This window comes from Streptomyces sp. NPDC002265 (assembly GCF_040296125.1).
In the GTDB taxonomy this organism is placed as follows: domain Bacteria; phylum Actinomycetota; class Actinomycetes; order Streptomycetales; family Streptomycetaceae; genus Streptomyces.
The window spans coordinates 1-26,577 of sequence record NZ_JBEOWS010000099.1 but is presented as its reverse complement, the minus strand read 5'-3'; the positions used below and the strand labels follow the sequence as shown (position 1 = coordinate 26,577).

Below are 26,577 nucleotides of genomic sequence, written 5' to 3'. Positions count from 1 at the left end.
TCAGGCTGCCCTCAGCTTCACCCAGCCGCTGCGACGGCCAGGAGTCGAAGGTCTCTCACCCCCGCTCGACTTCAAGCGCCTCGTGGCGCACATGATCCTCGGCCCAGTCGATTCCGCAGGTTGCGTGCACCGCGTGCTCCTTTCAGAGGCTTCGCTGTCCGCCGGCATCGAGCCGCGGCAGGACCACCCGGCGACCTAATAGAAGCGCTCTCGGGCGCACCACCCCATCAGCCGTCCGTGGCCCCAGCCCTGTCCAGGGACCCTCACTCTCGTGAAGAACTCGACGGCTCCGGCTGATGGGGAGGTGGCCCTGGGAATGGCTCGAATCACGGAACAGTACGGCGAGCGAGCCCGTGACGGCAGGGGCCTGAACCGCGTCCGTCTTGTCGAAGCACTCCTGGCGCTGCGTATATCCCAGGCGTCTCGCTCTGGCCCCTACCGACCGGCCCAACCGGCCAACCCACGTGCCTATTAGGCGTACTCCTCTCGCAGGAACCGCCGCTACCTGCGCAGACGCCACATCAAGCACACTGTTCCCGAGCCGAAGAACCAGAGAGCCAACCGTCAGAGCCGAGGCAGCCGCGGCGGCCGGCCCGCCGGGTTCGACAAGGAGAAGTACAAGCGCCGCAACGAAGTCGAGCGGACGATCAACCGCCTGAAGAGCTTCCGCGCCGTCGCCACCCGCTACGACAAGCGGGCCTACGTCTTCCACGGCACCGTCACGGTGGCTGCGATACGCCTCTGGCTCCAAGCATGATCTGTCAAAGACGCCTCAGTCGGTGAAGGGATCCTCCACCGTTGGGATGCACGGAGACAGCAGCGCCTCCGTGTGCTGCGTGACCACCCCCCGAACGAGCTTGAGCACACGTACCTCGTTTTCGTGGCCCGGATCCTCGTCATCGCGAACGTGGAGGAGCCCGTAGGAACCAGGGGCCACTACGGCCACATGCTCGAACAGCTCCACAACATCCGGCGACGAACGGTGATTGGAGTAGCCGCCGAGGTGGACGAACGGCTCACCGTTCATCCACCTGAGGTCAAGCAAGTACGGGCTGTCCATCTGGGCAATGTGAAGCTCAAGCTCATCGACGATGCGCCGCAGGCGCGCCTCATCGTCGTCACTCGCTGCGGTCTCCCTGACCGTGATCCAACCGTGGTACTCAAACATCCCGTGATCGTAGTAATGACCTGCTCCACGCGCCGATCGCAGCATGATCCGCCGGACACGCCTTAGTCGGAGCAGGGCGAACCGGTGAGCACGGCCACCAAGCCGAGGCGGGCCGGCTGCAACTTCAGTGCAGACGGGCCGCCGATCACTGGTAAGGCAACTCAGCAGGGAGGGACGAGTTCCCCGTCACTGACGAGTGTCATCCGGCGGTCCGCGGGCCGCTTCGAGGATGGCCCGGGCCACCACCTCTCATGCTGCTTCCCTGGCGTCGTCGGACCCTGTGGTTCTTCCTCCTGGCCTGGTGAAACCGTCTTCCAGTGGCGCGATCGGTGTCGGAGGGGCGGAGCTGGATACGGATGTTGTGGCGCCAAAAGTCAGGGGTGCAGGCCGTCCCGGCCGGGTGCGGGCCACTGCTGCTGGGGCTGCTGACGGGTGGCGCGTTCGCGGCGGTGGGAGGTGGCGGGGGCGTGGCTGTCGTCGGCGTCCGATTCGTCGTACGGGCTATGACAGCCATCACAGCGCCGCAGGTCGACCCCAGGGGAATACATGCTCAGTCATGTTGTTTGATTTGCATGCGAAGTCATGTATCGGTAGGGAGCGCAACATGCAGTTCGGCATCTTCGGGGTCGGTGACATCTCGCCCGACCCGACCACGGGACGTACCCAGAGCGAGGCGGAGCGGATCGGCAACCTGATCAAGATCGCCCGGCGGGCCGACGAGGTGGGCCTCGATGTCTTCGCACTGGGCGAGCACCACAATCCACCGTTCGTGATGTCCTCGCCGCCGGCGCTGCTCGCCCACATCGCGGCGCTGACGGAACGGATCATCCTGAGCACCGCGGTGACCCTGATCACGACCAATGACCCGGTGAAGATCGCCGAGGACTACGCGATGGTGCAGCACGTCGCCAAGGGGCGGCTGGACCTGATGCTGGGACGCGGGAACACCGTGCCCGTGTATCCGTGGTTCGGCAAGGACATCCGCCAGGGTGTCCCGCTCGCCCTGGAGAACTACAACCTGCTCCACCGGCTGTGGCGCGAGGACGTGGTCGACTGGGAAGGACAGTTCCGCACCCCGCTGCAGGGCTTCACCTCCACCCCGCGCCCGCTGGACGACGTCCCGCCGTTCGTGTGGCACGGCTCGATCCGCAGCCCTGAGACCGCCGAACAGGCGGCCTACTACGGCAACGGGTTCTTCGCCAACCACATCCTGGCCCCGAACTTCCACTTCAAGCCGATCGTCGAGCTCTACCGGCGACGGTACGAGCACTACGGCCACGGCACCGCCGAGCAGGCCATCGTCGGACTGGGCGGCCAGGCGTTCGTCGCCAAGCGCTCCCAGGACGCGGTCAACACCTATCGGCCCTACTTCGAGAACTATCCGATGTTCCGCGGCTCGAAGCTGGAGGACTTCATGGCGGGAACGCCACTGACCGTCGGCAGCCCCCAGGAAGTGATCGACAAGGTCCTCACCTTCCAGGAAGGCTTCGGGGACTACCAGCGCCAGCTTTTCTCGGTCGACGCCCTCGGCCTGCCGGTCGACATGGCGCTGGAGCAGGTCGAACTGCTGGGCACCGAGGTGGTACCGGTGCTGCGCAAGGAGATGGCGGCCCGCCGCAAGCCCGGTGTCCCGGACGCCCCGACGCACGCTTCCCTGGTCGAGGCGAAGTACGGCGACGCCGAGCCGCGTCAGCCGCGCCCGAACCCGAACCGAGGCGACAACCTGTCGGGCACCTCGCCGTACCAGGACAGCGACCCGGCCAACAGGGCCAGCTTCCCGGCGGCGTTCTGATGGCCGGCGACAGCCGACTGGCGAACGAGGCCTGGGAGGCGATGTTCCGGGCCCAGGCGACCCTCGCGCGAGAATTCGAGTACGAGGGCGACTGGGGTGACTTCCCGCCTCGCGAGTACGGCGTGCTCTACGCGCTGGCAGGAGCGAGGGACGGCCTGCGGATCACCGACCTCATCGACGACGCTCTGCTCACCCAGGCGGGGGTGTCCCGGCTGGTCGCCCGCCTGGAGAAGCGGGGGCTCGTCGAACGGCGGCCCGATCCCGACGACGCCCGCGCCTGCCGCATCGTTCTCACCACCGAAGGCCATGAAGTGCAACAGCGCCTCGGCCGCGCACACGCTCGGCATGTCACCACCGCGATGACCCGGGCCTTGACCCGCGAACAACTGGAGACGCTGCGCGAGCTCGGCCGCGCACTGGTCGCCGCGGCCCCGGCCACTGTCGCCCACCGCACGAAAGCACCCGCGAGGGACACTCCATGAACGACCTCACCCCCGCCGCGCCCCCGGTGACCATCGCCGTCGTCAACGCCGGCGTCAGCGATCCGTCCTCGACCCGGCTGCTCGCCGACCGCATAGCCCAGAAGACGGTCGACACCCTCGGAGCGTCGGGCACGACAGCCACCGTGCGCTCACTCGACCTCGGTCCCCTCGCCACGGAGATCGCGCAGAGCATCGTCTCCGGCATGCTGCACCCGAAGGTGCAGTCGGCCATGGAACTGCTCGCCCGGGCCGACGCGGTCATCGCCGCCACCCCGGTCTACAAGGCGGGGATCAGCGGCCTGTTCAAGTCGTTCGCAGACCTGATCGACAACGACCTGCTCATCGCCAAACCGGTCGTTCTCGCCGCGACGGGCGGAAGCGCACGACACGCCATGGTCGTCGACGACCAGCTCCGGCCGCTGTTCGGGTTTCTACGTACCATCCCAGTACCCACCTCCCTGTACGCCGCACCCGAGGACTGGGCAGCGGCCGACCTCGGCAAGCGCATCGCCCGAGCCGCACAAGAGCTCTCCGTCATGCTGCGCAGCGGAGCCGGTCGGCAGATCGCCGACAGCAACTGGAGCGGCTACGACCACCAGTTCGGCGGTAACGCCAAACGGGCGCAACGGTCCCTGGACGACGTCGACTTCACCACCGATCTCATGCGACTCGCCACCGGCGGAAGCGCACGCCCTCAAGGTGGTGACCGGGCCGATGCAGGTTGACGCACCCGCCCAGGAACGCGGACAGGCGGGATCTGAGCGAGCAGGAACTCGCCGGACGGTAGAGGGCATGGGGTGCACCTATCTCTTTCGCCAAGGTCGTGGGTCAGGATGGCGGCATGACGGATCGGGATCGGTCGGGGCGGACGGCGGTGCACTATGCGGCTGTCGACGGGGACGTGGATGGCCTGAGGGGGCTGTTGGCTCGGGGCGCCGACCCTCAGGCAGCCGATGCGGCGGGCTGGACGCCGCTGCATTTTGCGGCTCAGGCCCAGGAACCGTCGGCCATCGAGGTCCTTCTGGCCGCGGGTGCGTCGGTCGATCCCGCGGATGGTCATGGCAATACGCCGTTGTGGCGGGCGGTGTTCTGTTCGCACGGCGAGGGGACGGTGATCCGGCTGCTGCTGGAAGCCGGTGCAGACCCCGACCAGGTCAATGCTCACGGTGTGAGCCCGCGGGCACTGGCGGGACGGATCACCAACTATGACGTGGCTGCCCACCTTCCAGGCGGAGCCTGGACTTCCCCCTCGGCTCCACCGACTGCCGTGACCGGCCGGGGCTCGTAGAACGTGCCGTCGTGGAGCATCGCGAAGAAGACGTCGGCCCTGCGTCGGGCGAGGCAGAGCAGGGCCTGGGTGTGGTGCTTGCCTTGGGCGATCTTCTTGTCGTAGTAGGCCCGGGACGCGGCGTCGCCCACGGCGGCGAAAGCGGAGACGAAGAAAGCTCGTTCGAGCTGCTTGTTTCCCCGTCGGGAGGGCTGTTCGCCGCGGATCGAGGAGCCCGACAGCTGGTCGAGCCCTGATCGCGAGAGGGAGGCACGGCGCGATTCGGGTCGTGCCACTCTCGTGTCAGAGCGGGCGGGGACTCACGGGGAACTGGGGCACGGAGCAGGCAGTACGGCCGCACTGTGCCAAGCCAGGGAACTCGCAGCTCGGACCCGTGATCGTGCAACCTCGCTGCCTCATGAGCCCCGATCTCTCGCCGCACGGCAGCTCCTGCCCGCAGTCGCCACACCGACCACGCACTACCAGTGCCGGCTCTTTCCCCGTCCCTGCACGCTCGCAGGACATGCGGATCGTCCACAAGGTCGACGAAGCGCGACCGTGGAACCCACTCTGAGCACTTCGAGGTGATGCTCATTCTCGCCAGATGAGGAACTCGTGCGTGATCGCGATCAGGGCTCGTGCCGCACGACCGGGCGTGCGTTCGGACGGGACGGCCAGGGAGAACGGCCAGTCCAGGTCGGCGTCGTCGATGGTCAGCGTGGCGACGTCCTCCGCCTCGCCGAGGGCAGGCCGTGGCAGGAGCGCCACGCCCAGGCCGTGGCGGACGTAGGCCACGCCGGTGGTGACGTCCGTGATTTCGAGGGCGACGTGACGGGTCACTGAGGCGGCGGCGAAGGCCTGATCGGCGACAGTCCGGATGCCATAGCTCACGGGGAAGTCGACGAAGTCCAGTCCGGCCAGTTCGGTGATCGGCACGGTGCGACGTTTCGCGAGCGGATGGTCGGCCGGCACGACGAGGTCGAGCACCGAAGTGACGAGGTCGGTCAGCGTGATGCCCGCCGGGTGCGGTCCGGGCAGGGAGACGAAGGCGAGGTCGAGCCGCCGTTCGAGGAGGGCGTCGATCAGGCCCTGGGAGCCGGAGGCGGCGGCGCTGGTCTGCAGGAGCACGCCGGGGTGACGCCGGTGGAATTCACTGAGGAGCGCTGGAAAGTCGATGAGCCCCACCGTGGTCATCGTGCCCAGCCGCAGGGTGCCGCGCAGTCCTCCGCGGACCTCGGCCACCGCGTCTGCGGCTTCCCGGGCTGCGCTGAGAGCGGCATGGGCGCGTGGGAGCAGGGCGGCACCGGCATCGGTGAGCAGCACGCGTTTGGTGGTGCGTTCCAGCAGCGGCGCGCCGAGTTCTCGCTCGAGGTTCTTGATCGTGCTGGAGACCGCGGACTGGACGACGTGCAGCCGTGCGGCGGCACGGGTGAAGTTCGCTTCCTCGGCGACGGCGACGAAGTGCTCGAGTTGACGCAGTTCCACCCTCCCAGTGTCCCTCGGAGCGGCCCCCACTTATCTCTCAGCGAGATAAGTGCAGTCTCTGACTTTCGTTGGACAGCGACCGTTGCGGTCAACGATTCTTTTCATCAGGGGAACCGCTCGAAGCAGGAATGCTTCCCGCAGGCACATCGAAAACGGAGGACAAACGCAAGGCGACCGCCACGCTCGACAGGCCGGCCGCCGAGACGCTCGATATCCCCCGACTGCACCTTCACCACTCTGATTCGAACAAGAATTTCCTCTTCGGACGAGGAGAATTGTAAACGGCCCAATGGTGCGCCGTGCCGGAGAATTCTAAAACCTTCGGACGTCCCGAGTTCGAAAATATGTCGAATCAAATTCAGGAACGAGGAGACGACTGCCATGACCACGCCGAGCGAGACCACCCGCAAGCTGAACAATCAGGCGCCGCACCTGGACTACTACCCGGAGTGGCTCGACAATCTCGCCGACGACGTCATCCTCCAGGGCAATTTCGCCAACGGTGAAGTGGTCGGCAAGGAAAAGGTGGGGAAGCTGCTGAGCTTCGCGCGAAGCAACTATGCTTTCCAGGACTTCCGTTTCTTCGGCAAGCGCGGCGAGCTATTTCTGGAGGACTACCGCTCCACGATCCGTGGCAGTGAGACCTACCGTCCGGGTGGAATCGAGATCTACAACTTCGTCGTCGTGTACTTCAACGAGGCGGGCCAGACCAGTCAGCTGGTCATGAACCACCGGCCGCAGTCGGCCGCCCTGCTGTTCTCGTCCTTGCTGGCGGAGCACTTCGGTGATGAGTTCGGCTCGGACATCTTCTACAAGGGCGACGTCAGAGACCGACTGCTCGACCACGACCTGTCCCGCGGTCAATGGCCCCAATCGCCGTCCCACTGACTTGCGACGGCCAGGCCGCCGGCCAGTCAAGAACGGGCGGTAACACCTGGAGTGATACCGCCCGTCGGCGAAGCCGACCGCTCAAAGGGCGTAGGAACCGGAGCGACTCCCGCCCGCTTGAGCGGGCGGTGCCCGATGCGTCGTACCGGCGGAGGCTACAGCGCCTACAGTAGCCGCTGTTAGCGTTCACTCTTGGAGCTCACCAGCACAGGACTCCTGTATTCGCGATCGCGCGACGCTCCCGGAGCACGACGAGGGCGAGTCCCGCAAGTCGTAGGGGGATGTGCGCCGGGTTTTCCGGATGGAGGCGGAAGCGGTCTTACTCACTGCACCGCTTTGCCCGTCGCGCGGGCGTCGTCAGTATCCGGTTGCGTGGGCAGGGCCTGGCTGGCGGACACCGATTCCACTTCGTCGATGTCCTGCGGTGTGAGGTCGAGTTCGGAGGGTTCGTTGTCGCCGGGTCCCTCTGCCTTTCTTCGGGCCTTGCGCCGGTCGTTGAGAAGCGAAAAGGCAACGGCGGAGAAATAGAGCATCCAGATCGGCGCGGCCAGCGCCAACATGGTCAGGGGGTCTGTGCTCGGCGTTGCCACGGCCGAAAAGGCCGTGATCCCCACGATCATGCCGCGCCACCTGCCGAGCATCCGCCGGCCGGACAGCACTCCGGTGAGGTTCAGCATCACCAGAAGCAGTGGCATCTCGAAGGAGAGACCGAAGACGACCACCATGCGGGTGACGAGGTTGAGCAGATCATCCAGGGGCAACAGATTCTCCACCCCGTGCGGGGTGAAGCCGATCAACACCTTCGCGGTCGTGGGCAGCACCTTGTAGGCGAAGAAGGCGCCGCCGAAGAACAGCGGGACGCCCGTGCCGACGAACGCGTAGGCATATCTCCGCTCGTGCTTGTGCAGGCCGGGGGCAACGAACGCCCACAACTGGTACAGCCATACCGGCGAGGCCAGCACGACGCCGGCCATCAAGGACACCTTCAACGCCAGGGTGAAGGGCGCGAGCAGACCGTTGATCGTGATCCGCGCGCAGGCGGTGCCCTTGGCCTGCCTGGCCAGATCGGCGAAGTCCGTCGGGCAGCCGACCGAGTCCAGCACCGGCCTGGTGAAGAAGTTGATGATTCCCTTGTAGTGGAAGGCCGCGGCGATTGTGACGACCAGGATGGCAAGGACGGCCTTGGCCAGCCGGTTGCGGAGCTCACGAAGGTGCTCCGCGAGCGGCATCCGTCCCTCGGGAAGCTTCTTGTTGTTACGGGCTGGCTGGGACACGCCGCGTCCTCATTTCGTGCGGCAGACCGGAGGCTGCCGGCCTGCGTCAGTACTTGATCGTCTCCGTCGCTCAATGGGGAGCGAGCTCGCCACGGTGTCGGCTGCGGCCGGTAGCGCGTCCAGGAGGCAGTTGGTCCAGGTCGGCACCACTTACCGCGAACTGATCTGCCCTGCCCGAGGGCGGGCGGCCCACGAAGGCCCTGAGACCATCCGCTGTTCCGCGCTGCGCTCGGGCCAGGAAGCAGCGCTGCTCCGGCCAAGACGCAGCAGCGCTGCTCCGGCCGAGACGCCAGCCGTACCGCGGACAACGACGCGGGCGGCCCGACAGCGCAAGAGGTGAGCTGGAAGGGAGGCTTCGGGCAGCCTCTCGTGCGGGGAAGAGCCAGGGGGCGCAGGACCGGGCTCGGTCTCAGTGGCTGGTTGTGTTGTTCGTGGGCGCGGTGCGGGCGGTGGTGGTGTCTCCGGGGGCGCCCGGGACCGTTCGCGGTCCCGGTGCAGGCTCGGGCCGTTGCTCGTTCGAGGTGCTGTCGCCCTTCATGGCCTCGGCCTCGCTCTTGAGGATCCGCATGGACTTGCCCAGCGCCCGGGCCGTGTCGGGTAGCTTTTTCGATCCGAAGATCAAGACCACCACCGCGACCAGGATCAGCAGGTGCCAGGGCTCCAGGGCATTGCGGAACATCGTCACACCACCCCTTCGAACGCGTCGGCCTTCATACCTGCCTCGGCGATCCGTGCTGTTTGTCCCTGCGTGACAGCGCCCGGGGCGTATCGGGTCCTTCTGCCCTGAGCATGCCCTGATCCCTCTTGCGGCGCGCGCAGAGCCCGGGCGGCTGCCCAGGGAAGCGTCCCGCTCGCGACCGGGCCGCACTCGGCCGGGACACCCCACTGGTGGAGACGGTCGATGTCCGCGACCCGGTGCGCTGCTACAGCGACGGCTGGCAGGCATTCGTCGTCGCAGAAGGAGCTTCGCAGAGGTTGGCCGGGCAAGCCGGCGCCAGTGCCCGCGGTCTCGTGCGCGGGCGTCTCGCACGTCGTTTCCCGGCGTACTGAGGACGGCGGTTCCGCCGGTGTCCGCCGACCGCGCCATCGGGAGATCCCCACGGCGTCGTCCAGTACGGCTTCACAGGTGAGTTCGTCGCCCGTGGCCGCCGCACCCGCGGGGAACTCGACCGGCATCAGGCGTATGGCGGGGTGCAGTTCTCCACCTGTGACCTGCATGGCCACCGGCGTCGGCTGCCCGGCCGGCGGAGCGTGCGGGGGCGTTTGCGACGGATGGACACCCAGCCGCTGTCCCTGGACGCAACCATGTTCGGGTACGTGGAACTGCCGATGGGGCTTCGGGTTCTGCCACGGTGCGTTCATCAACTTTCCCTGGCGTGAACGTACTTGTCGCCGGCCTGCGTGATGTTCACGCAGGGCTGTCGGGCAGGTGAGGCGAGACGAGTGGAGCGGGTCGGCTACCGCGGGAGCGTGCCGGGTGTCGATGTCCTTGCTGGTCATGCGTTCTGTTCCTTGTCGGGTTGGGGTCGGTTCAGATTCCGGGGCGCCCGGCGGCCGTCCAGGCGGCGTACTCCTGACGGACGTAGAGGCGGTGGTCGAGGGAGGGTGTGATCGCGTCCGGGGGGTGCGGGCCCGCCACCAGGTCGGGGCGGCAGCGGTCGTGCTGGACGAGTTGCTCGGCGGTTTCTGCGGCGGCTGCGACCGGGCCAGGTTTGTCGAGGGCCATCCGGTCCATGAGGGCGGCGCGGCGCAGCAGCCAGACGCGTTCGGCGGTCCGCGCATCGGCCGGAGGGCCGGTGATGGGCCTGGCCGCACGGCCGTCGCGTTCGGCCCCGAGAGCGAGCACCCGGTGCATCTCGCGGCGTAGGTCTGGTGCATTCGCGTACGCCTCCTGCGGGGGCGGGAAGGTGATGCCCTCGCCGCTGTCCGGGGTGACGTGCATGCCGGACACCTGTGCCGGTACGCAGGGGCCGGTGCCGCAGCGTTGACATGGCACCCTGTCGTGGCGGAGAGCCGGTGGGTGTGCCGCGGACCGCATGGGTGCCTGGACCAGGCCCGGACAGCCGTCGATGGGGCAGGGCCTGTGGGGTGCGAAGGCTGGCTCGGCGGGGTCGTCGGGTGCCCCGGCGCTGCACGTGCCCCTGGTGACCCGACGCTGTGCTCCGGTGCCGGCCCGGGTAGAGGGACTCGACTCGTGCGGAACGCCCGGCCCGGTCATCGCGAGCACCTGAGGCAGGCGCGGACTTCGCGGCCGCCGCGTGTCTGGTGGATTTCGGTCGACTGAGCGAGGTACTGGACGATGCCGGTGCCTCGGCCGTGTTCGTCGGGGGCCATGTCGGGGCGATGGCGCTCCACGGCCATGCCGGAGTCAGTGACCACGATGTGCAGAGTGCCGTCGTCCAGGGCGATCAGCACGGTCATGCGCTCGCGGCCGTACTGGGCGGCGTTGGCGGCGAGTTCGTCGACGATGAGAACAGCGGAGTCCCGATCGCCTGTGGGCACGCTCCAGGTCTCCAGCAGATCGCCCGCGAAGTGACGAGCGGCGGAGACGTGCGCCTTCTGCGCAGGCAGGGTGAGCAGCGCCTCGCGGCGGCAGGGCCGGTCGAGCAGTGGACTCGGGCTGGGGGAATCGGTTGCAAACATGGTCTTCTGGCTTTTCTGTGGGTGTGCGGAGACCGGAACGGGGAGACCTGCCAACAACTTCGGGACTCTGTCGGTAGGCCGGAGCCTGCATGGCGCGCTCATTCAGTTCCACGGGCGACGCACACCGAACGGTTCGAGTGATTCGACCCTTTTGTTGTACTTATTGGAGTTCGCCCAAATATCGGCGGTCCCGGCTGGGCTCACTCGCCTCTACCGGAGCGCGCCGTGGGCAGGACCCGGGCCCCTGCGTGGTGGCTGGCTTGCCAGTGCCCGCAAGCCGTGTGACGGTCGCGGGCCTGAGCCCCGCGACCGAACCGCAGAAAGACTGCCCTGGTGCCGACCAGTCCCCGCTGACAGACAGTGCTGGCGAAGCACCCGCAGTACCTGACAGGCCTCGGGGACGCGTGGGACAGTCGTGGTTACGTCAGGGACGGTGGGTGGGCGCCAAGGGTGCGCCGCGGGCGGCACTGTCGCGGACGGCTGACCTGTCCCGCAGGGCCGCGCCGGGACGCGAGGAGTCGGCCGGTGCGTCAGGAGCCCTCCGCGACGAAGGGGGCGCGTGGACTTCCCTCGCTTCACGCGCGGATTGTGACGAGCTTCTGGCCGCTGCCTGCGAGGATCTCGAAGTGCTCGATGGCGTCAGGGGACATGGCAACCGCCCCTGGAATCGTGGTGCCGGGAGGGTATTCGCCTGCACGCCAGGTAGCGCCGTCCGTTCTGGCTCCGCCGGGTCCGACCGCCTGCAGTCGGCAGGTGATTCCGGCGGGTGCCCCCTTGGCGGTGACCTGCAGGACACTGCCCCAGGCAGAGGGCGAGACCTTCACCGAGGCGGAGACGCCGGTGGTGGGATCGCTTCCCGAGAAAGTGCGCCAGGCAGTCGGCGCGGTCGGCCCAGGCGGCGTCGCCTGACTGCTCACGGACCCGACAGCCGCCAGCCATGTGCCGCCGACCGCTGCCGCGAGGAACGTCAGCGAGGCGGCAGCGCCGGCCAGCTGCAGACGCCAGGTCCTGCGGCGCCGGGCCGCGGCCTGATGGAGCAGCCCCTCCAGCACACCGGGCTGCGGCACCGGAGGCATGGCGGCCCGTGCGGGCGAGGTGCCCTGAGCGCTCTCGGCTGCCCGCGCCACCAGCCGGTCGGCCAGGTTCTCGTCGGCGGCCGGCACCGCCTGGCCTGATGCTTCGGCTTCGGTCACCGTTGCCAGCAGCGCGGGCAGTCCCGCCAGCTGGGCGTGTTCGGCCTGGCATTCGGCGCATTCCGCGAGGTGGGCGCGGACCTGTTCCATTTCCGCCGGGGGCAGCGTGCCCAGGACGTATCCGCCCAGCGCCAGGCGGAGGGCGTCGCGTTCCGTGCTCATGGTCGCCACCTCCTGCAGGCCATGGTCATGGCTCGATGCCCCGTTCCTGCAGCGCCAGCCGCAGGGCGTGCAGGGCGTAGTACGTCCGCGACTTCACGGTGCCCAGCGGGATGCCCAGCACCCGTGCGGCCTCCGCCATGGTCCGGCCCCGGTAGTAGGTCTCCAGCAGGACGGCGCGGTGGTCCGGGGACAGCGTCCGGACGGCGTCGGCAACCGCCCAGCTCTGCAGTGCCTGTTCGATCTCGTCCCCGCCCGGAGCCTGCTCGGCGACTCGCTCCAGCGCCTCGCCGCCGACCTCGGCCGGCCTGGCCTGCCGGGCCCGGTGTGCGTCGATCACCAGGTGCCGGGCGACCGTGCACAGCCAAGCCCGGGCCGGGCCGCGTGCGGGGTCGAACGCGGCGGGGTGCTGCCACGCTCGCAGCAGCGTCTCCTGCACCACATCCTCCGCCCATTGCCAGTCTCCCGAGGTCAGTCGCAGCACGTAGTGGAAGAGGGCCCCTGCGTGCTCCGCGTACAGAGTGCGGAGCAGTTCCTCATCTGCGGTCGAAAGGGTCCCTTTACCAGAGACACGGTGCGCGGAGCGATCCGGATCGGTCCGTGGACCGCGTTTTCGGAGACTCCAGGGCATAGGGCGATCATTGCACACAAACTGCCTCGTACTGTGACGAACGGTGCGGGTCAGGTAACGCTCCGTGTGCGTCATGGGTGATATGCACCCGCGGTCCTTACGGCATCACCGGGCCCAGGTGCGCGCGGCGCCCGGGGAGGGCGGCTGATCTGCGGTGACACCAAGAGGTGTCACAAAAATGCATTTCTACCGAACCGCGGGACCCCCGCTGACCGTGAAGTCGGACAAAAGCACCGCAGTAACGCAATTCCTCATCGATGTTCCGTGCGGCAAAGGAGGGATCAGAGGTGCCTGAACCACGCCACGTACAAGCTTCTGGCTCCGACCACGCTCACCCCGCACCGCGGATCGAGGCCGGCGCCCCCGCGCAGCCCAGCGCGTACCACGGCAACGTCTACGCGGCTCTCGACGTACGGGCACCGCCGACCGGCCCCGAGCCGCTGTCGGCTCCCCGTAGGGGGAACTGCCGCATGCTGCCTGCACCTTCCCGCTGCGCAAGGGCAGTGCACCGCCCAGGCACGGCGAGGCGAGCGGCCGACCGAGGCAACACCCATGCTCGTTCGCCGGGTCCGCGAGAGGCACACGCTCGTGAACACAGCATCCACCGCAATTTCCCGCGGACGCGTACGCCCAGCCGTCGCAGCCGTCGTCTCCACCTGACCAAAGAGAAACGGACACACCATGAACCTCAGCTTTCGCACACCGGGCCGGCGATCACGCGCTGCGGCCGGGCTGGCTGTCGCCGTCATCGCCACTGCCGGCGCGGTGGGGCTCCTCAGCTCATGCGGCCAGTCGCCGCATTCCTCGTCAACCGCAGCCGCCGCCATCACACCCGGTCCGGGTCAGCACCAGGCGGCAGGAACGCCAGGCTCCACGGAGCCGGGGAACGCGGCGGCCACCGCTCCCGGAGCCTCGCCGATGCCCGGCATGACCATGCCCATGAGTCCCGCCACCACGGGCGCACCAGCCGCGCCGGTGACCGGGAACGCCGTGGCGATCAAGAACTTCGCATTCTCCCCAGCCACGCTGAAGGTCAAGGTGGGCACGAAGGTGACGTGGACCAACCAGGACACCGACACCCACACCGTCACCAGCGCCGGATCCGGCGGACCGTTGCATTCGGCCGCTCTGCCCACCCACGCCACCTACAGCTACACGTTCACCAAGCCCGGCACCTACGCCTACCTCTGCACCATCCATCCCTTCATGACCGCCACCGTGGAGGTGACCCGATGACCGACTACTACGACAGCCACGACGGAGCACCGGCCGACGACACCGGTCAGCCCGATACCGAACACGGCATGACCCGACGCCAACTCATCCGTCACGCAGGGTGGTTCGGGGGAGCGGTGGTACTGACCCTGGCCGGCGGGGAGGTGATCAGCCACATCGCGGACTCCCAGGACGCCCACGCCGCGGCTGCCCCAGCGGGAAGCGGCGCGCTGCAGTTCGTGCAGGTCTCCGACAGCCACATCGGGTTCCAGGGGCCGGCGAACACCGACGTGGTCGGCTCATTCACCGAAGCGATCAACCAGGTCAACTCACTCGGATTCAGGCCGGACTTCGTCATGCACAGCGGCGATCTGACCCACCTGTCCACGGCCGGCCAGTTCGACCAAGTCAAGCAGATGATGGCCGGAATGGAGACAGACCGCGTCTTCACCGTACCGGGCGAGCACGACTCCATCGGCGATGCGGGCCGCGCCTACCGGCGAACCTTCGGCAAGGGCACGCTCGGCGACGGCTGGTACAGCTTCGACACCCACGGCGTGCACTTCATCGCCCTGGTCAACACCATGAGCCTGGAGAAACTCGGCCACCTCGGCAACGACCAGATCGACTTCGTTCGCAAGGACATCGCCGGACTGCCGTCCGACACCCCCATCGTGGTCTTCAGCCACATTCCGCTGTTCGCCATGTACCCGCAGTGGGGTTGGAGCACCGACGACGCCCTCAAGGTCATCGCCCTCCTGCGCCGCTTCTCCTCCGTCACCTGTCTCAACGGGCACGTCCACCAACTGTTCACCAAGACAGAGGGCAACATCACCTTCCACTCCGCCACCACCACCGCATACCCCCTGCCCAAACCTGGCCGCGCCCCCGCCCCCACCCCGCAGGTCGTCCCCGCCCGACAGCTCAAGGACGCACTCGGCATCCGCAGCGTCGGCTACCGCCAAGGCGACCGCGAACTGGCCATCAAAGACGAGAGGCTCGCATGAACACCCAAAGACTCCTCGTCCCCACCCTGCGATGGGCGACCGCCGCAACCCTCGGCGCCAGCGGATTCATCCACGCCCAGCTCTACATCGACGAGTACCGCTTCGTCCACATCATCGGCCCCCTGTTCCTGCTCCAGGCCAGCGCTGCCTTCACCCTCGCTGCCCTGCTGCTGATGGGGACACCACCCCTGCTGCTGCGGGCCGCCGCGGCAGGCGTCGCGCTCGGCGCCCTCGGCGGCTTCACCGCTTCGCGCACCGTAGGCATGTTCGGCTTCACCGAGCGCGGTCTGCAGCCCGCGCCACAAGCCGTCCTCAGCCTCGTCGCCGAAACCGGCACACTGCTGCTCCTCGCCATTTGGCAGGTGACCGAGACCAGGCAACACCGCGCTGCCCGAACGCCCTTGAGGACACCCACCTGGAACCGGGCGACCACTCGCACACCACCCAACTGAACGACCACAAAGCCACCCGGGATACCTGCGCCCTGGCCCGGGGCGAGGCGGGACCGGCGAAGCCAGACACCGCCGTATGTGCCACCACGACATCCACTTCAGCAGGCGACCATCGCGACGGAACGCATGAGAAAGGGCGCTGGAGAGCCGGATGCGAGGCCCACGACGAGACGGGCCAAGGACCCGGCGGGATTCCTCCGGGTCTCCGGACCCGCGACGTGAGCCAACTCCTGGTGCCACGTGCCGAGAAGCAGCCCTTCGAGCGGCCCGTCCGCGAAGAGATCCCACGCAAGATGCGTATCCGCCGAACCGTCCGTCGTCCGTGGACATGCGCTACCAGGGATCCCGCCTTCACCCACCACCCCGCAAGGAGCAAGCTGAGATGACCGACACGCTCCACTCGCAGCAAGCACCCGCGTCGCCCGCACCGACCACGCACACCGACGCCTGTGCCACCGAACCGGCGGGGCGTGCGCGTCGCGAAATTCACGCACTTCGGCTGCACAAGGCGCTGAGGAGACACAGCGGATTCAGCACCTGCCTCCACTCGGGCACGCTGGTCATCGCCCGCGACGGCTACGTCGTCGCAACCGGTGCCGACCTTGTTCAGCTCCCGGCAGACACCCCATACGGCATGTTCAGCTACGCCCTCGACATGCTGCTCACCCGGCAACCTCGAATACGGGCCATCCGCGCTCAGGAGCACGAGGGCCACATCGACCTGGAACTCGTGGAGATGTCGGACTCCCCGGGGGCTGCACAGAACACCTGTCGGATACCCGACCGCAGCTCGAGCCGCGACGAGCGCACGGCCTCCGAGGGCACCGCCAAGCCACCTCGATCGTCGGACGCAGCGCGGAAATGCGCCGCTTTCGAGTGCGCACCACCGGGCCGAATGGGGTGACGCGATGACCGTGTTGCTGCCGGGGATCGGTGCTGCCTGCTGCCTCGGCGTCGGCTTCGTCCTCCAGCAGCGGCAAGCCCAGCGGGCGTCCCTTTCTGACGTTCTCTTCTTCCGGCTGCTGCTCGGCCTGATGCGCTATCCGGAATGGCTGGCCGGCATCGCCGCGATGATCGTGGGCATGGTGCTGAGCACCATCGCCCTCGCGAACGGAGAGGTGTCGCTGGTTGAACCGCTGACCGCGACCAACCTGCTCTTCGCAATGGCGCTGTCCCGCTGGCTCACCGGCCGGCCACTGGGCTGGAACGGCTGGGGCGGGGTGCTGCTGCTGGCGCTGGGCGTGACAGGGTTCATCGTCGCCGGACAGCCGTCAGAGGGCGGGCACCTGGCCGGGCCGCTGCACCGCTGGATCCTCATCGGCGTCGTGGTCGCACTGGCGGGGCTGCTCGTCGCGTTCGCCCGGCACCTGCGGCCAACGCTCGTGGCGACTGTGCTGGCCTGCGCCGCCGGACTCCTGTACGGGTTGCAGGACTCCCTGACCCGTATCTCGAGCCAGCTCGCCAGCGGACACAGCATCGCCGTACTGTTCGCGCACTGGCAGCCCTACGTGGTCGTGTGTCTCGGCCTGATCGGTCTGGGGCTCGTCCAGAGCGCGTTCGAGACCGCGCCATTGCGCTCCTCGCTTCCTGCACTCACCGCTGCGCAGCCGCTGGCCGGGATCGTCTGCGGGATCGGCATCGTCGGCGACCGCCTCCGGGCCACACCTGGCGCGCTCGCCGTAGAGGCTGTCGGCCTCGTGGCGATCGTGATCGGCATTGTGCTGATCGGTCGACATCCCTGTGTGGCTCCAAAGGCCGCGCACAGGCGCTGAGCTGCGTGTCCACCGGTGAGAGGCAGGGGATCCCGTGTGGATGCCCTGGATTCCGCAACGGCTCAGGCTGAAGCGGACGCACGGACCGCATGAAGGAGCGTGCAGTCCGGTACATGGTCGCCCCGCTGGAAGGCCACGAGATCGACGCGTCCGCCTTGAGGGAGACCGGGATGCGGGGCCTCGTGATGTACCGGCTCGTCGACGGCTGGATGGAGCTTGCCGTGTACGACCCCCCCCCCGATGGCGATCCGCTCGTGTGGCACCTCCCGGGCTCACGAAGGTTCTCTGATCTCTGACCGCAGCAGGCAGAGGCTGCCCCGCCTTCCGTTCCGCGGGTCTGGGCCGCGGCGGGCAGGCACTTGCAGGTCCGGCAGCGTGGGCCGGGCATCGACGATCACCGCGTGACGCCAGGTGCGTCACGTGGGCGGTCGGCGCGACGACCGGCCCTCTGCCAGGGGACGAGGCGACTGTCCGAGAGGGGTGTCCTGCGTGGACTGGAAGCTGGGGGCCGGGGCGCAGTGTGCAGCAGTGACGGCTTCCAGTGATCCAGCGGCGGGCGGCTCCGAATGTGTCTAGGGCGTGGGCGGCTGCCTGGGGGTGGGCGTCGGCCAGTGCGCCTGAACGATCACCTTGCGGGAGGAGCCGTGTCGGTGGGTGTTCCAGCAGCGCTCGAGCCAGCCCGTGTAGAGGACGGGGCTGTTGTTCAGGAGCGGTACGGCGGCCCCTTTCCCGCTGACCGTGGGTGAGGTACCGGTCCGGCCCCGGGCCGGGATCGGCCGCCGCTTCAGGGATCGTCCGGGTGGCGGGGGGCGAAGCGCAGCATGTCGCAGGGGGCGACCGCCGCGACCGTGATGGCGGCGCCTGCCTGACTACTATCCATCTCATCGTCGTCGCACCGACGGTGCCCGGGTTCGCGCGGGGCGCACCTGCCTGGGTGCGGCCGTGGTGGCCCCGGGCTGTCACGAGGAGAACCGCTCGGGGCGGAAGTCTGTGAGCAGTTCGTCTCTCTTCCCGCTGAGGATCTCCGAAGCCAGCAGTCGGCCGATCACCGGCCCAAGCGTGATCCCACTGTGGGAAACGGCCTCGTAGTAGCCCGGCACGGACGGTACCGCTCCCACCGAGGGCCATCCGTCGGCAGGGATGGGCCGGTCGACGACTCGTGTCTCTGCGATGCGGGAGTTGCCGAGCTCGGGGACGACGTGACGCGCCGATTCGTGGAGCAGCCGGGCGAGTTGGCCTGGATCTTCGCCTGTGTCGATGAGTGCGTCGATCTCGCGGCTGTGGAGGACGACCGAGGTGTCTCCGTCAGGACGGATCTCGATGTGAGGTGCGTGCATGGCCCGGTGAACGGGGACCTGAGCACAGTCGAGCCGGGTGACGATGCCGGGTTCCCGGCGCATCGGCAAGTGCCGTGCGACGAGCCTTGCGACGTGGGAGGCGCTGGGTCCTGCCGCGTTGACGACGATGTCGACGTCGAGACGGCTGCCATCGGACAGGGCAACTGACCGGGTGCTTCCATCGGCACCGGTGCCGATGTCGCATACCGCGTTTCCGGACCGGAGCTCCGCGCCGGATGCAACGGATTGGCCGACCAGGCGGCCGACAAGATGGCGCCCGTGCACCCAGGCCTCGTCGGGGTAGAACAAGACCGGTACATCGTCGGGCATCGTGAGAGCAGGTTCGAGGCGGCTGCGGACCTCGGCCCCTGTGTACATCTCGACCCGGTAGTCCCAGCCGGTCAGCAGTTCGGCTGTCTCCAGGAACTTCGCTTCCGCTGCGGGATCGTCTGCCCAGCGCAGGTGGCCGCTGGGATACCACCACGAGTCCGGCCCGATGATCCCGGCAAGCTCACGGTGGGCTGCCATGGCAGCGACGTTCAGGTCGAAGTAGGACTTGCGCGCGGTCTTGTTGCTCGCGTTGACCCACGAGAAAGACCAGTTGGTGACGCCTTCGCCCGGCTGGCCTGCGTCGATGAAGACCACCTCGACGCCGTGCCGGGACAGGTTCCAGCCCACACTCGCCCCGATGACGCCCACTCCGATGACAGCAACACATTCAGGCCGCTTCACGGACCCGCTCCTCACGAACGGCCCCTTCCCGGATCACCGGCGAACTCCCGTTTCCAACTCGAGCACCATCAGTCCTCTCGTCATACGGCAGGTAGACGACAATCACGCTAGCCAGCAACGCAGACACGTACACCCGAACGCGGGACTTTCGCTTCGGGACGAAGACGCGCCCGGCGGGCCCGTTCCGTGGCCGCCGCATTCCCCACATGCGACGGTCTCGCCTTGTGCCTACGATTTTGGCAGGGATCGCATGTACGAGGCCGGAAGGTGGGCCCGATGGCGACGGTGCTTTTCATCGTGAGCGGTGCGACGTACTGGGTGCTCAAGGACGGCACCCGGTATGCGACCGGGTACTGGGCCGAGGAGTTTGCGGTGCCGTACAAGAAGGTCACGGAAGCCGGCCACACAGTGGTCGTGGCGACGCCGGGCGGTGTCGTCCCGAACGTCGACATGATGAGCCTGCGCCCCTCCATGGCGGGTGGTGAGGACGGCGCCCTGGAGCTGGAGGAGATCATCCGTTCCGCGGAGGTGATGCGGCGGCCGCTGGCGCTGTCGGACGTCCGGCTGGAGGACTACGACGCGGTGTACCTGCCGGGCGGCCACGGCCCGATGGCGGACCTGGCCTGGGACGCCGACACCGGCCGACTGCTGACGGCGCAACTCGCCTCCGGTAAACCGCTCTTCATCGTGTGCCATGCTCCCGCCTCGCTGCTGGCCACCCGCATCCACGGCGAATCGCCCTTCAAGGGCTACCGGGTCACCGGCTTCACCAACGAGGAGGAGGAAGCCGTCGGACTGGCCCCCCGGGCGACGTGGCTGCTGGAGACGGCCCTCAAGGAGCAGATCGGCGTCGAGTACAGCCGGGGCCCGATCTGGGAGCCCTACATGGTCGAGGACCGCAACCTGGTCACCGGCCAGAACCCCCACTCCGCCGGGGTTCTGGCCGACCGGCTCCTGGAAGTCCTCAAACGATGAACTCCAAGCGGTTCAGGACATGACCAGGGGGTGCTCGTAGCCGTTGGCCCACCGGGCTGGTCGTTTGGATCGTTCGACAGCAGGGCCCGCTGGGGCCTGTCTGATGATTGATCTTGTGGCAGGTTGAGGCGAGTTGACGGACGCGGCGTGGGAGCGGATAGAACCCCTGTTGCCGCAGGTGGATGGGCGTGGTCGACCATGGCGTGACCACCGGCAGGTGGGTCAACGGGATGCTGTGGCGGCTGCGGACCGGGGCTCCCTGGTGGCGGGACCTCCCGGAACGGTACGGGCCATGGCAGACCGTCTACGAGCGGTTCGCCCGCTGGGAATCGGACGCGACCTGGGCGAGGCTCCTCGAACATGTCCAAGTTAGGGATGACGCGGCGGGCCGGGTCGAGTGGACCGTCGCCGTCGACTCCACGATCAACCGGGCCCAGCAACACGCGGCCGGCGCCCGAAATATGGGGTCGCGGACAAGGACGAACTGGAGGATCCGGGCCGCTCGCAGGCGTACCAGGCTCTGGGCCGGTCCCGAGGCGGGCTGACCACCAAAGTCCACCTCGCCGTCGACGGCCGTGGCCTGCCCCTGCCGATTGCGCTTACCCCGGGCAACGTCAACGACGCCAACACGTTCGGCCAGGTCCTCGACGGCATCCGGATCGCGCGCGCCGGCACAGGCCGCCCGCGCACGACACCGCACCGTGTGTTGGGCGACAAGGCCTACTCCAGCAGAGCGATCCGCCACCTACTGCGGCGCCGTGGCATCGCCGCCACGATCCCCGAGCGCCGCGACCAAGAAGCCAACCGCCGCCGACGTGGATCCCTGGGTGGCAGACCACCCCCCTTCAAGAGGGTGGTCTGCCGTGCCCGCAACGTAGTTGAACGATGCTTCGCCCGCCTCAAGCAGTTCTGCGCGATCGCCACCCGCTTCGAGAAGCTCGCCGACCGCTACCGGGCCGGAGCCCTCTTGGCCTGCCTGATGCTCTGGCTTCGCGAACTAGGCCGTCTCTTTCAGATCATGGGTTCGTTGATCCGGGTGTGCCGTCAACCGACGTGCAGTGGGCGCGGATCGAGCCGTTGCTATCGGACCGGACTCCGACGCGTGGTGGGCGGTGACGAGATCACCGGCAGGTGATCGACGCGATCGCATGGAAGTTCCAGACCGGCTCGCAATGGGTGCATCCGCCGCCCGAGTACGGCTCCTGGAAGGACGTCTACACGCGACTTCGGTACGGGGCCATCGACGGCATCTGGAAGCGGATGTTCTCGACCCTGCTCGCCCAGGCAGACGCGGAAGGCGACCTGGCCTGGATCGTCGCGGTGGACTCCACCATCGTCGGCGCCCACCAGCACGCTGCCGGGCCCGAAAAGGGGGCTCCGGCCGACGAACCGGTCGACCATGCCATCGGCGGCTCCCGCGGCGGACTGACGACGAAGATCCATCTGGCCGCAGACAACCGGTGCCGGTCCCTGTGCTTTCACCTCACGCCCGGCCAGGCAGGAGACGCGCCTGCGTTCGACCAGGTCATGGCCAGCATTCGGGTGCCACGCCGAGTCGGCCGACCCAGGACCCGGCCCAACGTCGTGTTGGCGGACGAGGCCTATTCGTCCCGGGCCATCCGTGACCACCTTCGCCGACGCTGTATCCGCGCGGTCATCCCCGAACCTGCTGACCAGATTGCCAACCGCAAACGCAAGGGACGCAACGCTGGCCGGCCACCCGGCTTTGACCGCGACGCCTACAAGCGGCGCAACACCGTCGAGCGGTGCATCAACCGGATCAAACAGTGGCGTGGCCTTGCCACTCGCTACGAGAAGGCCGCCACGGTCTTCCGCGCCGCGCTGCACATCGCAGGAATCTTCCTCTGGCCCCCACGATGACGCCGGGCCTCATCCCCAGCCGGGCGGCAGCAGCTCCCAGGAATCACGCCCCAGCCACTCGCCGAAAGTCACCGGCCGTGCGCCGCCAGAGTGGTCGAGGGACAGCGGGACGATCAGATCGCAGGTGGCCCGTCCATCCCACCACAGTGTGCCAGTGAGAGGGCCCGTGATGACCAGCAACGTGGCAAATCCACAGCCATGCTCCTTCGCGATCACGGACCCCGCCGTCTTCCGCTCGTCGAACTCCCAGCACTCGGCGTTCCAGGCACTCATGGCCTCCGAGAACGCGTCCTCGTCCGGGTAGTTTTCAACCTGAGGCAGACGCAGATAAAGCTCGTCATCGGCGTCCTCGTAGGACTCGGGATGGGGGAAAGGCAGGGACAGCAGGTCGCGCCGCCTCGTGCTGTTACCTGCCCACCACCAGCCGTTCTCCGTCTTCTCAAGCTGTGCCACAGCCCCACCAGCGCTCACCCGCAACAAGTAACGACGGTACTCGTGAGGGAAACCGACTCCGAGCTGGGCTTCAGCTTCGGCTACCTCAGCCTCGGTCAGTGGTCGTGGCGCGGTGGGGTTCATGAGGTCAGAGGCTAGGCGAAGGACTTCTCACACCGCAGTGGGGTTTCACTGCAAGGTGATCTAAAGGACGCGACCTAGCGCGATGATCACTTATCGTCTCCCGGCGGCCGTTGCTCGACCTGCTCGACTGCCCGGCGAACGGCAGTGCGAAGTTCCTGGTCAGGCTCGTTCCGCCTGAGTACGGACTTGAGAGAGACATGCGCTGCCGCCCGCACATCGGGATCCGGGTCACAGAGCGCGGCGGCGATGATCGGCGCGTGCGCCACGGCGTCGAGGCCGAAGATGCCGAGGCCCTCGATCCCTGCGCGCCGCACCATCGCATCTTGTGCCGCCGTAGCCGCGACGAGTAGTTCTAGGGCCTCAACAGGTGCCTCCGCGCACACCAGCGCCAGGCCAAACAGAGCCTGCTCGAACTCTGCGGTGTCGTGACGGGCTGCTGCGGCGAGCCGCATAAGCGCCTCGCTCACCGCCGGCGAACTGGCGGCACGAAGGCTGACCTCGTCGACCCGGGTGGGGGCGGTGTCGTCGTCCATCCGGCCATCCTGCCAGCAGCCGAAACCCGATTCCCAAAGCAGGGGAGCAACGGGTCCGGCCGCCGCGAACGACCTGCTGGGCCTTCAGGCTGCGGACAGTAAGGCTCCGCGAGCCAGATGATCATTTGTCAGACGCGGTCAGCCCAGCACCAGAAGTCGGATGATGTGCGTCGCCGCTGCACCGAGAACGAAGATCTTCCTGCTGGGCCGCCAGGCCTTGGGTGACGCAGGCGACCGGACTCAAGCACAGGAGATGGGGGCGGACGCTGTCGTTCTGCTCCTGCTGGGCGTTTCTGTCCGGTCTTCACACCGGACGGACCTCGTGCACGAGCGCCGGAGTCAACGGGCGGCCAAGGTCGCAGCGTGGTGGACGTGAGGTTGCCGCGAGTGGGATGGGTGGCGTGGGGGGTGTGCCGCGCCCCGGAACGCTGTGCCCGGGAACCGTCCGGCCTGCCATGTCATGCCGGGGCGCGCGAGGGTGACAGAGCCGCCGGGGATCATCGTCCCGGCGGCTTCCCGTTCGCCGAGCGAACGTGAACCCACACCGCTCTCACGTATGCAAAGGGTCAAACATGACCAAGATCGGAATAATCGTCGGCAGCACCAGGCCCGGCCGTAACGCGGAGGCCGTCGCCCACTGGGTCCACGAGTCCGCCGCCCAGCGCACCGACGCAGAGTTCGAGATCGTCGATCTGCTGGACTACAAGCTGCCCGTCCTGGACGAGGCCTATCCGGCGACGTTCGGCATCTACACCCAGCCCCACACCAAGGCCTGGGCCGAGAAGATCGCTTCCCTGGACGGCTTCGTCATCGTCACCGGCGAGTACAACCGTTCGATGCCGGGTGCGCTGAAGAACGCCATCGACTTCATCTACGCCGAATGGAACAACAAGGCCGTGGGCTTCGTCAGCTACGGCTCGGCCGGCGGTGCCCGCGCCGTGGAGCACCTGCGCGGCATCGCGGCCGAGATGCAGATGGCCGATGTCCGTTCCCAGGTGACCCTCTCCCTGTTCACCGACTTCGAGAACTTCACCGCCTTCAAGCCGGCCGACGTGCACCGTGACGCGCTCGTCACGACCCTGGACCAGGTCGTAGCGTGGTCCAAGGCCCTCGCTCCGCTGCGCGCCAGCTGAATCCTGTCGCAAACCGACTGGGCAGGTGCGACCTTCGGCACGCTTGACGGCGAAGGCCACGTGCTTGCCCCGGCGGCAGCTACGGCGACCCGCCGCAGGGGGAGTCCGGAACCCCTCTGCGGCGGGTCGCGTTCAGCCTGCACGTCGACCCCGTCCACAATCCCTCCGCCGTGAGGAACCAGCGTGGCACCACGACCGTCGACTGCGAGCTGTGGGCTGCGGGTGAACAGCGCCAACGCCGAGAGCGAGATCCGATGCGCCAGGGCCTGGGCTCCGCATCCTCAACCAGCCCGGTCGCCAGCGCGCTTCAGCCTTCGAGCGGAATGGTGGAGCGTTTCGGCCCCTCCGATGCTCTGACGAAGTCCGCCGCCCGCTTCGGGGCCGTGAAGCGGCGCCTCGGTATGCGCATGCCGGTGGTCAGCGGGCTGCAAATCGTCGTCCTCTACGAGCCGGCCACCGGCCTCGTCCGAGGTGGTCGCGGTCGTATGGAGCACAGGCGGAGTGTTCCAGTGCCGGACTTCGCCGTCGGACCGAAAGGTGCCGGGCGGGCGCCGGCCTATCCGCGTGTGCGTTCCGGGACCGGCCTGCGAGGGAACGGCGAGCCGCTCCCTCAGTGTTCCTGGTTCCGCACGTCGGCATCGGTGTCGCGGTCGACGGTTTCGGGTGCGGGGGTGCCGAGCATGTCGAGGAGGACCATGGCGTCGTGATCTGGGCCCGTGGGGTCGGCGTAGTAGGCGACGAGGCGGTGGCCGGGGGTGTCCTCGAGCTGCATGGTCTGGTAGCCCAGGGTGAGGTCGCCGACCTGGGGGTGGTGGAAGTGTTTTGTGCCTGGGCGGTGGGGGCGGACGTCGTAGCGCTCCCACAGGCGGGCGAAATCTTCGCTCTTCAGCAGGAGTTCGCCGAGGAGCTGGGCGAGGTCCGGGGCATCAGGGTCGGTGCCGGCCAGGGCCCGCAGGCGGGCGACGCATCCACGGATGCGGGTCTCCCACTCGGGGAACACTTCGCGTGCGGCTGGGTGGAGGAAGTAGTAGCGGGCGAGGTTGCGCTGTTTGGCCGGCCAGCTTTCCATGCCCGCGTACAGGTGCAGGCCGCCGGGGTTGGCGGCGAGTACATCCAGGGTGCGGCTGAGGACGTAGGCCGGGCCCGGCCGCAGGCTCTCCAGCAACAGCCTGACACCGGGCCGTACCGCGCGGCTGGGCGCGATGGGCGGCTCGGGGGCGTTGCGGGCAGCGCGGGCGGCGAGTCGGCGCAGGTGCTCTTGCTCGTCCTCCTGCAGGTGCAGTGCCCGGGCGAGGGAGTCGACGACGGCGGGGCTGGGACGGGTCTCCTTGCCGCGCTCCAGGCGGGTGTAGTAATCGATGCTGACTCCGGCGAGGGTGGCCAGCTCCTCGCGGCGCAGTCCCGGGGTGCGGCGCAGTCCCGGGCCGGCAGGCAGGCCGACCTGTTCGGGGCTGAGCTGGGTGCGGCGGGCACGCAGGAACCCCGCCAGGTCGTTGCTGTGCTGGTCAGGGGTCATACATCCAGTTTTACAGTTCGATGAGCGGGGTGGAGTGGCTGTTGGGGGGCCGTGCTGCTCCCTGGAACGCCGCTCCCGGGCACCGCCCGGCCTGCCCAGTCATGCCTGGGCGCGTCAGGGTGGTTCGAGTCGCAGGGGGCCATTGAGTCCCGGCGGCTTCCCGTTCACGGGCTGTGAGCAGCCCCCACCCGCTACGAAGGCGGAACACAACATGCGTAACACCACCCTGGGCACCCAGGGACCGCAGGTCGGCGTCATCGGCCTGGGTGCCATGGGAATGAGCTTCGCCTACGACATGGCCACTCCGCGTGACGAAGCCACCTCCGTCTACGTCATGCATAAGGCCCTCGACCTGGGCATGACCCTGATCGACACCGCCGATGTCTACGGTCCCTACACCAACGAGGAACTCGTCGGCCGGGCCCTGGCCGGCCGACGCGACCGCGCGGTGATCGCCACCAAGGTC

28 protein-coding genes and 4 pseudogenes are annotated in these 26,577 nt (G+C 68.0%); 18 read left to right on the top strand and 14 right to left on the bottom strand.

Features of this window, described 5'->3' with window-relative positions; genetic code table 11:
- A partial coding sequence (locus ABT085_RS19215) for a hypothetical protein (protein ID WP_351608861.1) occupies positions 1 to 199 on the top strand: 199 nt, incomplete at its 5' end.
- Positions 200 to 475: 276 nt separating this feature from the next.
- A pseudogene (locus ABT085_RS19210) lies at positions 476 to 757 on the top strand (transposase); the annotation flags it as partial.
- Between the two features lie 15 nt (positions 758 to 772).
- Here the strand turns inward: ABT085_RS19210 and ABT085_RS19205 are convergent.
- Positions 773 to 1,168: an Imm7 family immunity protein gene (locus tag ABT085_RS19205; RefSeq protein ID WP_351608858.1), complete on the bottom strand. Its 396-nt coding sequence runs from the start codon at positions 1,166 to 1,168 to the stop codon at positions 773 to 775.
- Between the two features lie 374 nt (positions 1,169 to 1,542).
- A complete protein-coding gene (locus tag ABT085_RS19200) occupies positions 1,543 to 1,716 on the bottom strand; it encodes a hypothetical protein (protein WP_351608855.1) in 174 nt (57 codons plus the stop codon).
- A 56-nt stretch (positions 1,717 to 1,772) separates the two neighbouring features.
- Here ABT085_RS19200 and ABT085_RS19195 point away from each other — a divergent pair, with 56 nt between their 5' ends.
- The 4 genes from ABT085_RS19195 (at position 1,773) to ABT085_RS19180 (ending at position 4,730) form a co-directional block, all read left to right on the top strand.
- Positions 1,773 to 2,960, top strand: coding sequence for a CE1758 family FMN-dependent luciferase-like monooxygenase (locus ABT085_RS19195; protein ID WP_351608852.1), 1,188 nt, complete (start codon positions 1,773 to 1,775; stop codon positions 2,958 to 2,960).
- On the top strand, positions 2,960 to 3,442 hold the full coding sequence (locus tag ABT085_RS19190) for a MarR family winged helix-turn-helix transcriptional regulator (protein WP_351608850.1): 483 nt from the start codon (positions 2,960 to 2,962) through the stop codon (positions 3,440 to 3,442). The genes ABT085_RS19195 and ABT085_RS19190 overlap by 1 nt, the downstream gene beginning before the upstream one ends.
- Positions 3,439 to 4,167, top strand: coding sequence for a CE1759 family FMN reductase (locus tag ABT085_RS19185; RefSeq protein ID WP_351608848.1), 729 nt, complete (start codon positions 3,439 to 3,441; stop codon positions 4,165 to 4,167). The genes ABT085_RS19190 and ABT085_RS19185 overlap by 4 nt, the downstream gene beginning before the upstream one ends.
- A 116-nt stretch (positions 4,168 to 4,283) precedes the next feature.
- Complete coding sequence (locus tag ABT085_RS19180) at positions 4,284 to 4,730, top strand: ankyrin repeat domain-containing protein (protein ID WP_351608845.1); 447 nt, start codon at positions 4,284 to 4,286, stop codon at positions 4,728 to 4,730.
- Here ABT085_RS19180 and ABT085_RS19175 read toward each other — a convergent pair.
- Positions 4,646 to 4,948, bottom strand: a pseudogene (locus ABT085_RS19175) (hypothetical protein); the annotation flags it as partial. The gene ABT085_RS19180 and the pseudogene ABT085_RS19175 sit on opposite strands and share 85 nt — an antisense overlap.
- Positions 4,949 to 5,300: 352 nt before the next feature.
- Positions 5,301 to 6,194: a LysR family transcriptional regulator gene (locus tag ABT085_RS19170; RefSeq protein WP_351608842.1), complete on the bottom strand. Its 894-nt coding sequence runs from the start codon at positions 6,192 to 6,194 to the stop codon at positions 5,301 to 5,303.
- A 381-nt stretch (positions 6,195 to 6,575) separates the two neighbouring features.
- Here ABT085_RS19170 and ABT085_RS19165 point away from each other — a divergent pair, with 381 nt between their 5' ends.
- On the top strand, positions 6,576 to 7,082 hold the full coding sequence (locus ABT085_RS19165; RefSeq protein ID WP_351608840.1) for a hypothetical protein: 507 nt from the start codon (positions 6,576 to 6,578) through the stop codon (positions 7,080 to 7,082).
- Positions 7,083 to 7,405: 323 nt separating this feature from the next.
- On the opposite strand, the gene tatC is transcribed toward ABT085_RS19165, so the two are convergent.
- The 6 genes from tatC to ABT085_RS19135 form a co-directional block, all read right to left on the bottom strand.
- Positions 7,406 to 8,356: a twin-arginine translocase subunit TatC gene (gene tatC, locus ABT085_RS19160; RefSeq protein ID WP_351608837.1), complete on the bottom strand. Its 951-nt coding sequence runs from the start codon at positions 8,354 to 8,356 to the stop codon at positions 7,406 to 7,408.
- Between the two features lie 409 nt (positions 8,357 to 8,765).
- Positions 8,766 to 9,035: a Sec-independent protein translocase subunit TatA gene (tatA, locus tag ABT085_RS19155; protein ID WP_351608863.1), complete on the bottom strand. Its 270-nt coding sequence runs from the start codon at positions 9,033 to 9,035 to the stop codon at positions 8,766 to 8,768.
- 852 nt (positions 9,036 to 9,887) lie between these two features.
- Complete coding sequence (locus ABT085_RS19150) at positions 9,888 to 10,298, bottom strand: hypothetical protein (RefSeq protein ID WP_351608834.1); 411 nt, start codon at positions 10,296 to 10,298, stop codon at positions 9,888 to 9,890.
- A 272-nt stretch (positions 10,299 to 10,570) separates the two neighbouring features.
- Complete coding sequence (locus ABT085_RS19145) at positions 10,571 to 10,999, bottom strand: ATP-binding protein (RefSeq protein ID WP_351608831.1); 429 nt, start codon at positions 10,997 to 10,999, stop codon at positions 10,571 to 10,573.
- 575 nt (positions 11,000 to 11,574) lie between these two features.
- Positions 11,575 to 12,354, bottom strand: coding sequence for an anti-sigma factor family protein (locus tag ABT085_RS19140; protein WP_351608828.1), 780 nt, complete (start codon positions 12,352 to 12,354; stop codon positions 11,575 to 11,577).
- Positions 12,355 to 12,379: 25 nt separating this feature from the next.
- Positions 12,380 to 12,982, bottom strand: a complete 603-nt coding sequence (locus tag ABT085_RS19135) for a sigma-70 family RNA polymerase sigma factor (RefSeq protein ID WP_351608825.1) — start codon at positions 12,980 to 12,982, stop codon at positions 12,380 to 12,382.
- A gap of 927 nt (positions 12,983 to 13,909) precedes the next feature.
- On the opposite strand from ABT085_RS19135, the gene ABT085_RS19130 reads away from it, so the two are divergent.
- The 6 genes from ABT085_RS19130 to ABT085_RS19105 all read left to right on the top strand — a co-directional run bounded on the left by ABT085_RS19130 (position 13,910) and on the right by ABT085_RS19105 (position 17,724).
- Positions 13,910 to 14,218 carry a plastocyanin/azurin family copper-binding protein gene (locus tag ABT085_RS19130; RefSeq protein ID WP_351608823.1) on the top strand — a complete coding sequence of 103 codons (309 nt, stop codon included), beginning with the start codon at positions 13,910 to 13,912 and terminating at the stop codon, positions 14,216 to 14,218.
- Complete coding sequence (locus tag ABT085_RS19125) at positions 14,215 to 15,204, top strand: metallophosphoesterase family protein (protein ID WP_351608812.1); 990 nt, start codon at positions 14,215 to 14,217, stop codon at positions 15,202 to 15,204. The genes ABT085_RS19130 and ABT085_RS19125 overlap by 4 nt, the downstream gene beginning before the upstream one ends.
- Positions 15,201 to 15,656, top strand: a complete 456-nt coding sequence (locus ABT085_RS19120) for a hypothetical protein (RefSeq protein WP_351608809.1) — start codon at positions 15,201 to 15,203, stop codon at positions 15,654 to 15,656. The genes ABT085_RS19125 and ABT085_RS19120 overlap by 4 nt, the downstream gene beginning before the upstream one ends.
- A 382-nt stretch (positions 15,657 to 16,038) precedes the next feature.
- Entirely contained in the window at positions 16,039 to 16,560 is a 522-nt protein-coding gene (locus tag ABT085_RS19115) for a hypothetical protein (RefSeq protein WP_351608807.1), read from the top strand.
- 4 nt (positions 16,561 to 16,564) lie between these two features.
- Positions 16,565 to 17,428 carry a DMT family transporter gene (locus ABT085_RS19110; protein WP_351608804.1) on the top strand — a complete coding sequence of 288 codons (864 nt, stop codon included), beginning with the start codon at positions 16,565 to 16,567 and terminating at the stop codon, positions 17,426 to 17,428.
- A gap of 89 nt (positions 17,429 to 17,517) precedes the next feature.
- Entirely contained in the window at positions 17,518 to 17,724 is a 207-nt protein-coding gene (locus ABT085_RS19105) for a hypothetical protein (protein ID WP_351608802.1), read from the top strand.
- Positions 17,725 to 18,387: 663 nt separating this feature from the next.
- On the opposite strand, the gene ABT085_RS19100 is transcribed toward ABT085_RS19105, so the two are convergent.
- Complete coding sequence (locus ABT085_RS19100) at positions 18,388 to 19,497, bottom strand: NAD(P)/FAD-dependent oxidoreductase (protein ID WP_351608799.1); 1,110 nt, start codon at positions 19,495 to 19,497, stop codon at positions 18,388 to 18,390.
- A 276-nt stretch (positions 19,498 to 19,773) separates the two neighbouring features.
- Here ABT085_RS19100 and ABT085_RS19095 point away from each other — a divergent pair, with 276 nt between their 5' ends.
- The 3 genes and pseudogenes from ABT085_RS19095 to ABT085_RS19085 all read left to right on the top strand — a co-directional run bounded on the left by ABT085_RS19095 (position 19,774) and on the right by ABT085_RS19085 (position 22,353).
- Positions 19,774 to 20,472, top strand: a complete 699-nt coding sequence (locus ABT085_RS19095) for a type 1 glutamine amidotransferase domain-containing protein (protein ID WP_351608796.1) — start codon at positions 19,774 to 19,776, stop codon at positions 20,470 to 20,472.
- A 133-nt stretch (positions 20,473 to 20,605) separates the two neighbouring features.
- Positions 20,606 to 21,469: pseudogene (locus ABT085_RS19090) on the top strand (IS5 family transposase); the annotation flags it as partial.
- Positions 21,470 to 21,510: 41 nt separating this feature from the next.
- Positions 21,511 to 22,353: pseudogene (locus tag ABT085_RS19085) on the top strand (IS5 family transposase).
- Between the two features lie 9 nt (positions 22,354 to 22,362).
- Here ABT085_RS19085 and ABT085_RS19080 read toward each other — a convergent pair.
- Complete coding sequence (locus tag ABT085_RS19080; protein ID WP_351608793.1) at positions 22,363 to 22,929, bottom strand: SMI1/KNR4 family protein; 567 nt, start codon at positions 22,927 to 22,929, stop codon at positions 22,363 to 22,365.
- A gap of 86 nt (positions 22,930 to 23,015) precedes the next feature.
- On the bottom strand, positions 23,016 to 23,462 hold the full coding sequence (locus tag ABT085_RS19075; protein WP_351608791.1) for a hypothetical protein: 447 nt from the start codon (positions 23,460 to 23,462) through the stop codon (positions 23,016 to 23,018).
- A 572-nt stretch (positions 23,463 to 24,034) separates the two neighbouring features.
- Between ABT085_RS19075 and ABT085_RS19070 the strand changes: the two genes are divergently transcribed.
- On the top strand, positions 24,035 to 24,595 hold the full coding sequence (locus tag ABT085_RS19070) for an NADPH-dependent FMN reductase (protein WP_351608788.1): 561 nt from the start codon (positions 24,035 to 24,037) through the stop codon (positions 24,593 to 24,595).
- Positions 24,596 to 25,205: 610 nt separating this feature from the next.
- Here the strand turns inward: ABT085_RS19070 and ABT085_RS19065 are convergent.
- Positions 25,206 to 26,111, bottom strand: a complete 906-nt coding sequence (locus tag ABT085_RS19065; protein ID WP_351608785.1) for a helix-turn-helix transcriptional regulator — start codon at positions 26,109 to 26,111, stop codon at positions 25,206 to 25,208.
- Positions 26,112 to 26,322: 211 nt separating this feature from the next.
- Here ABT085_RS19065 and ABT085_RS19060 point away from each other — a divergent pair.
- The coding region (locus ABT085_RS19060; RefSeq protein WP_351608782.1) for an aldo/keto reductase at positions 26,323 to 26,577 on the top strand (255 nt) is incomplete at its 3' end.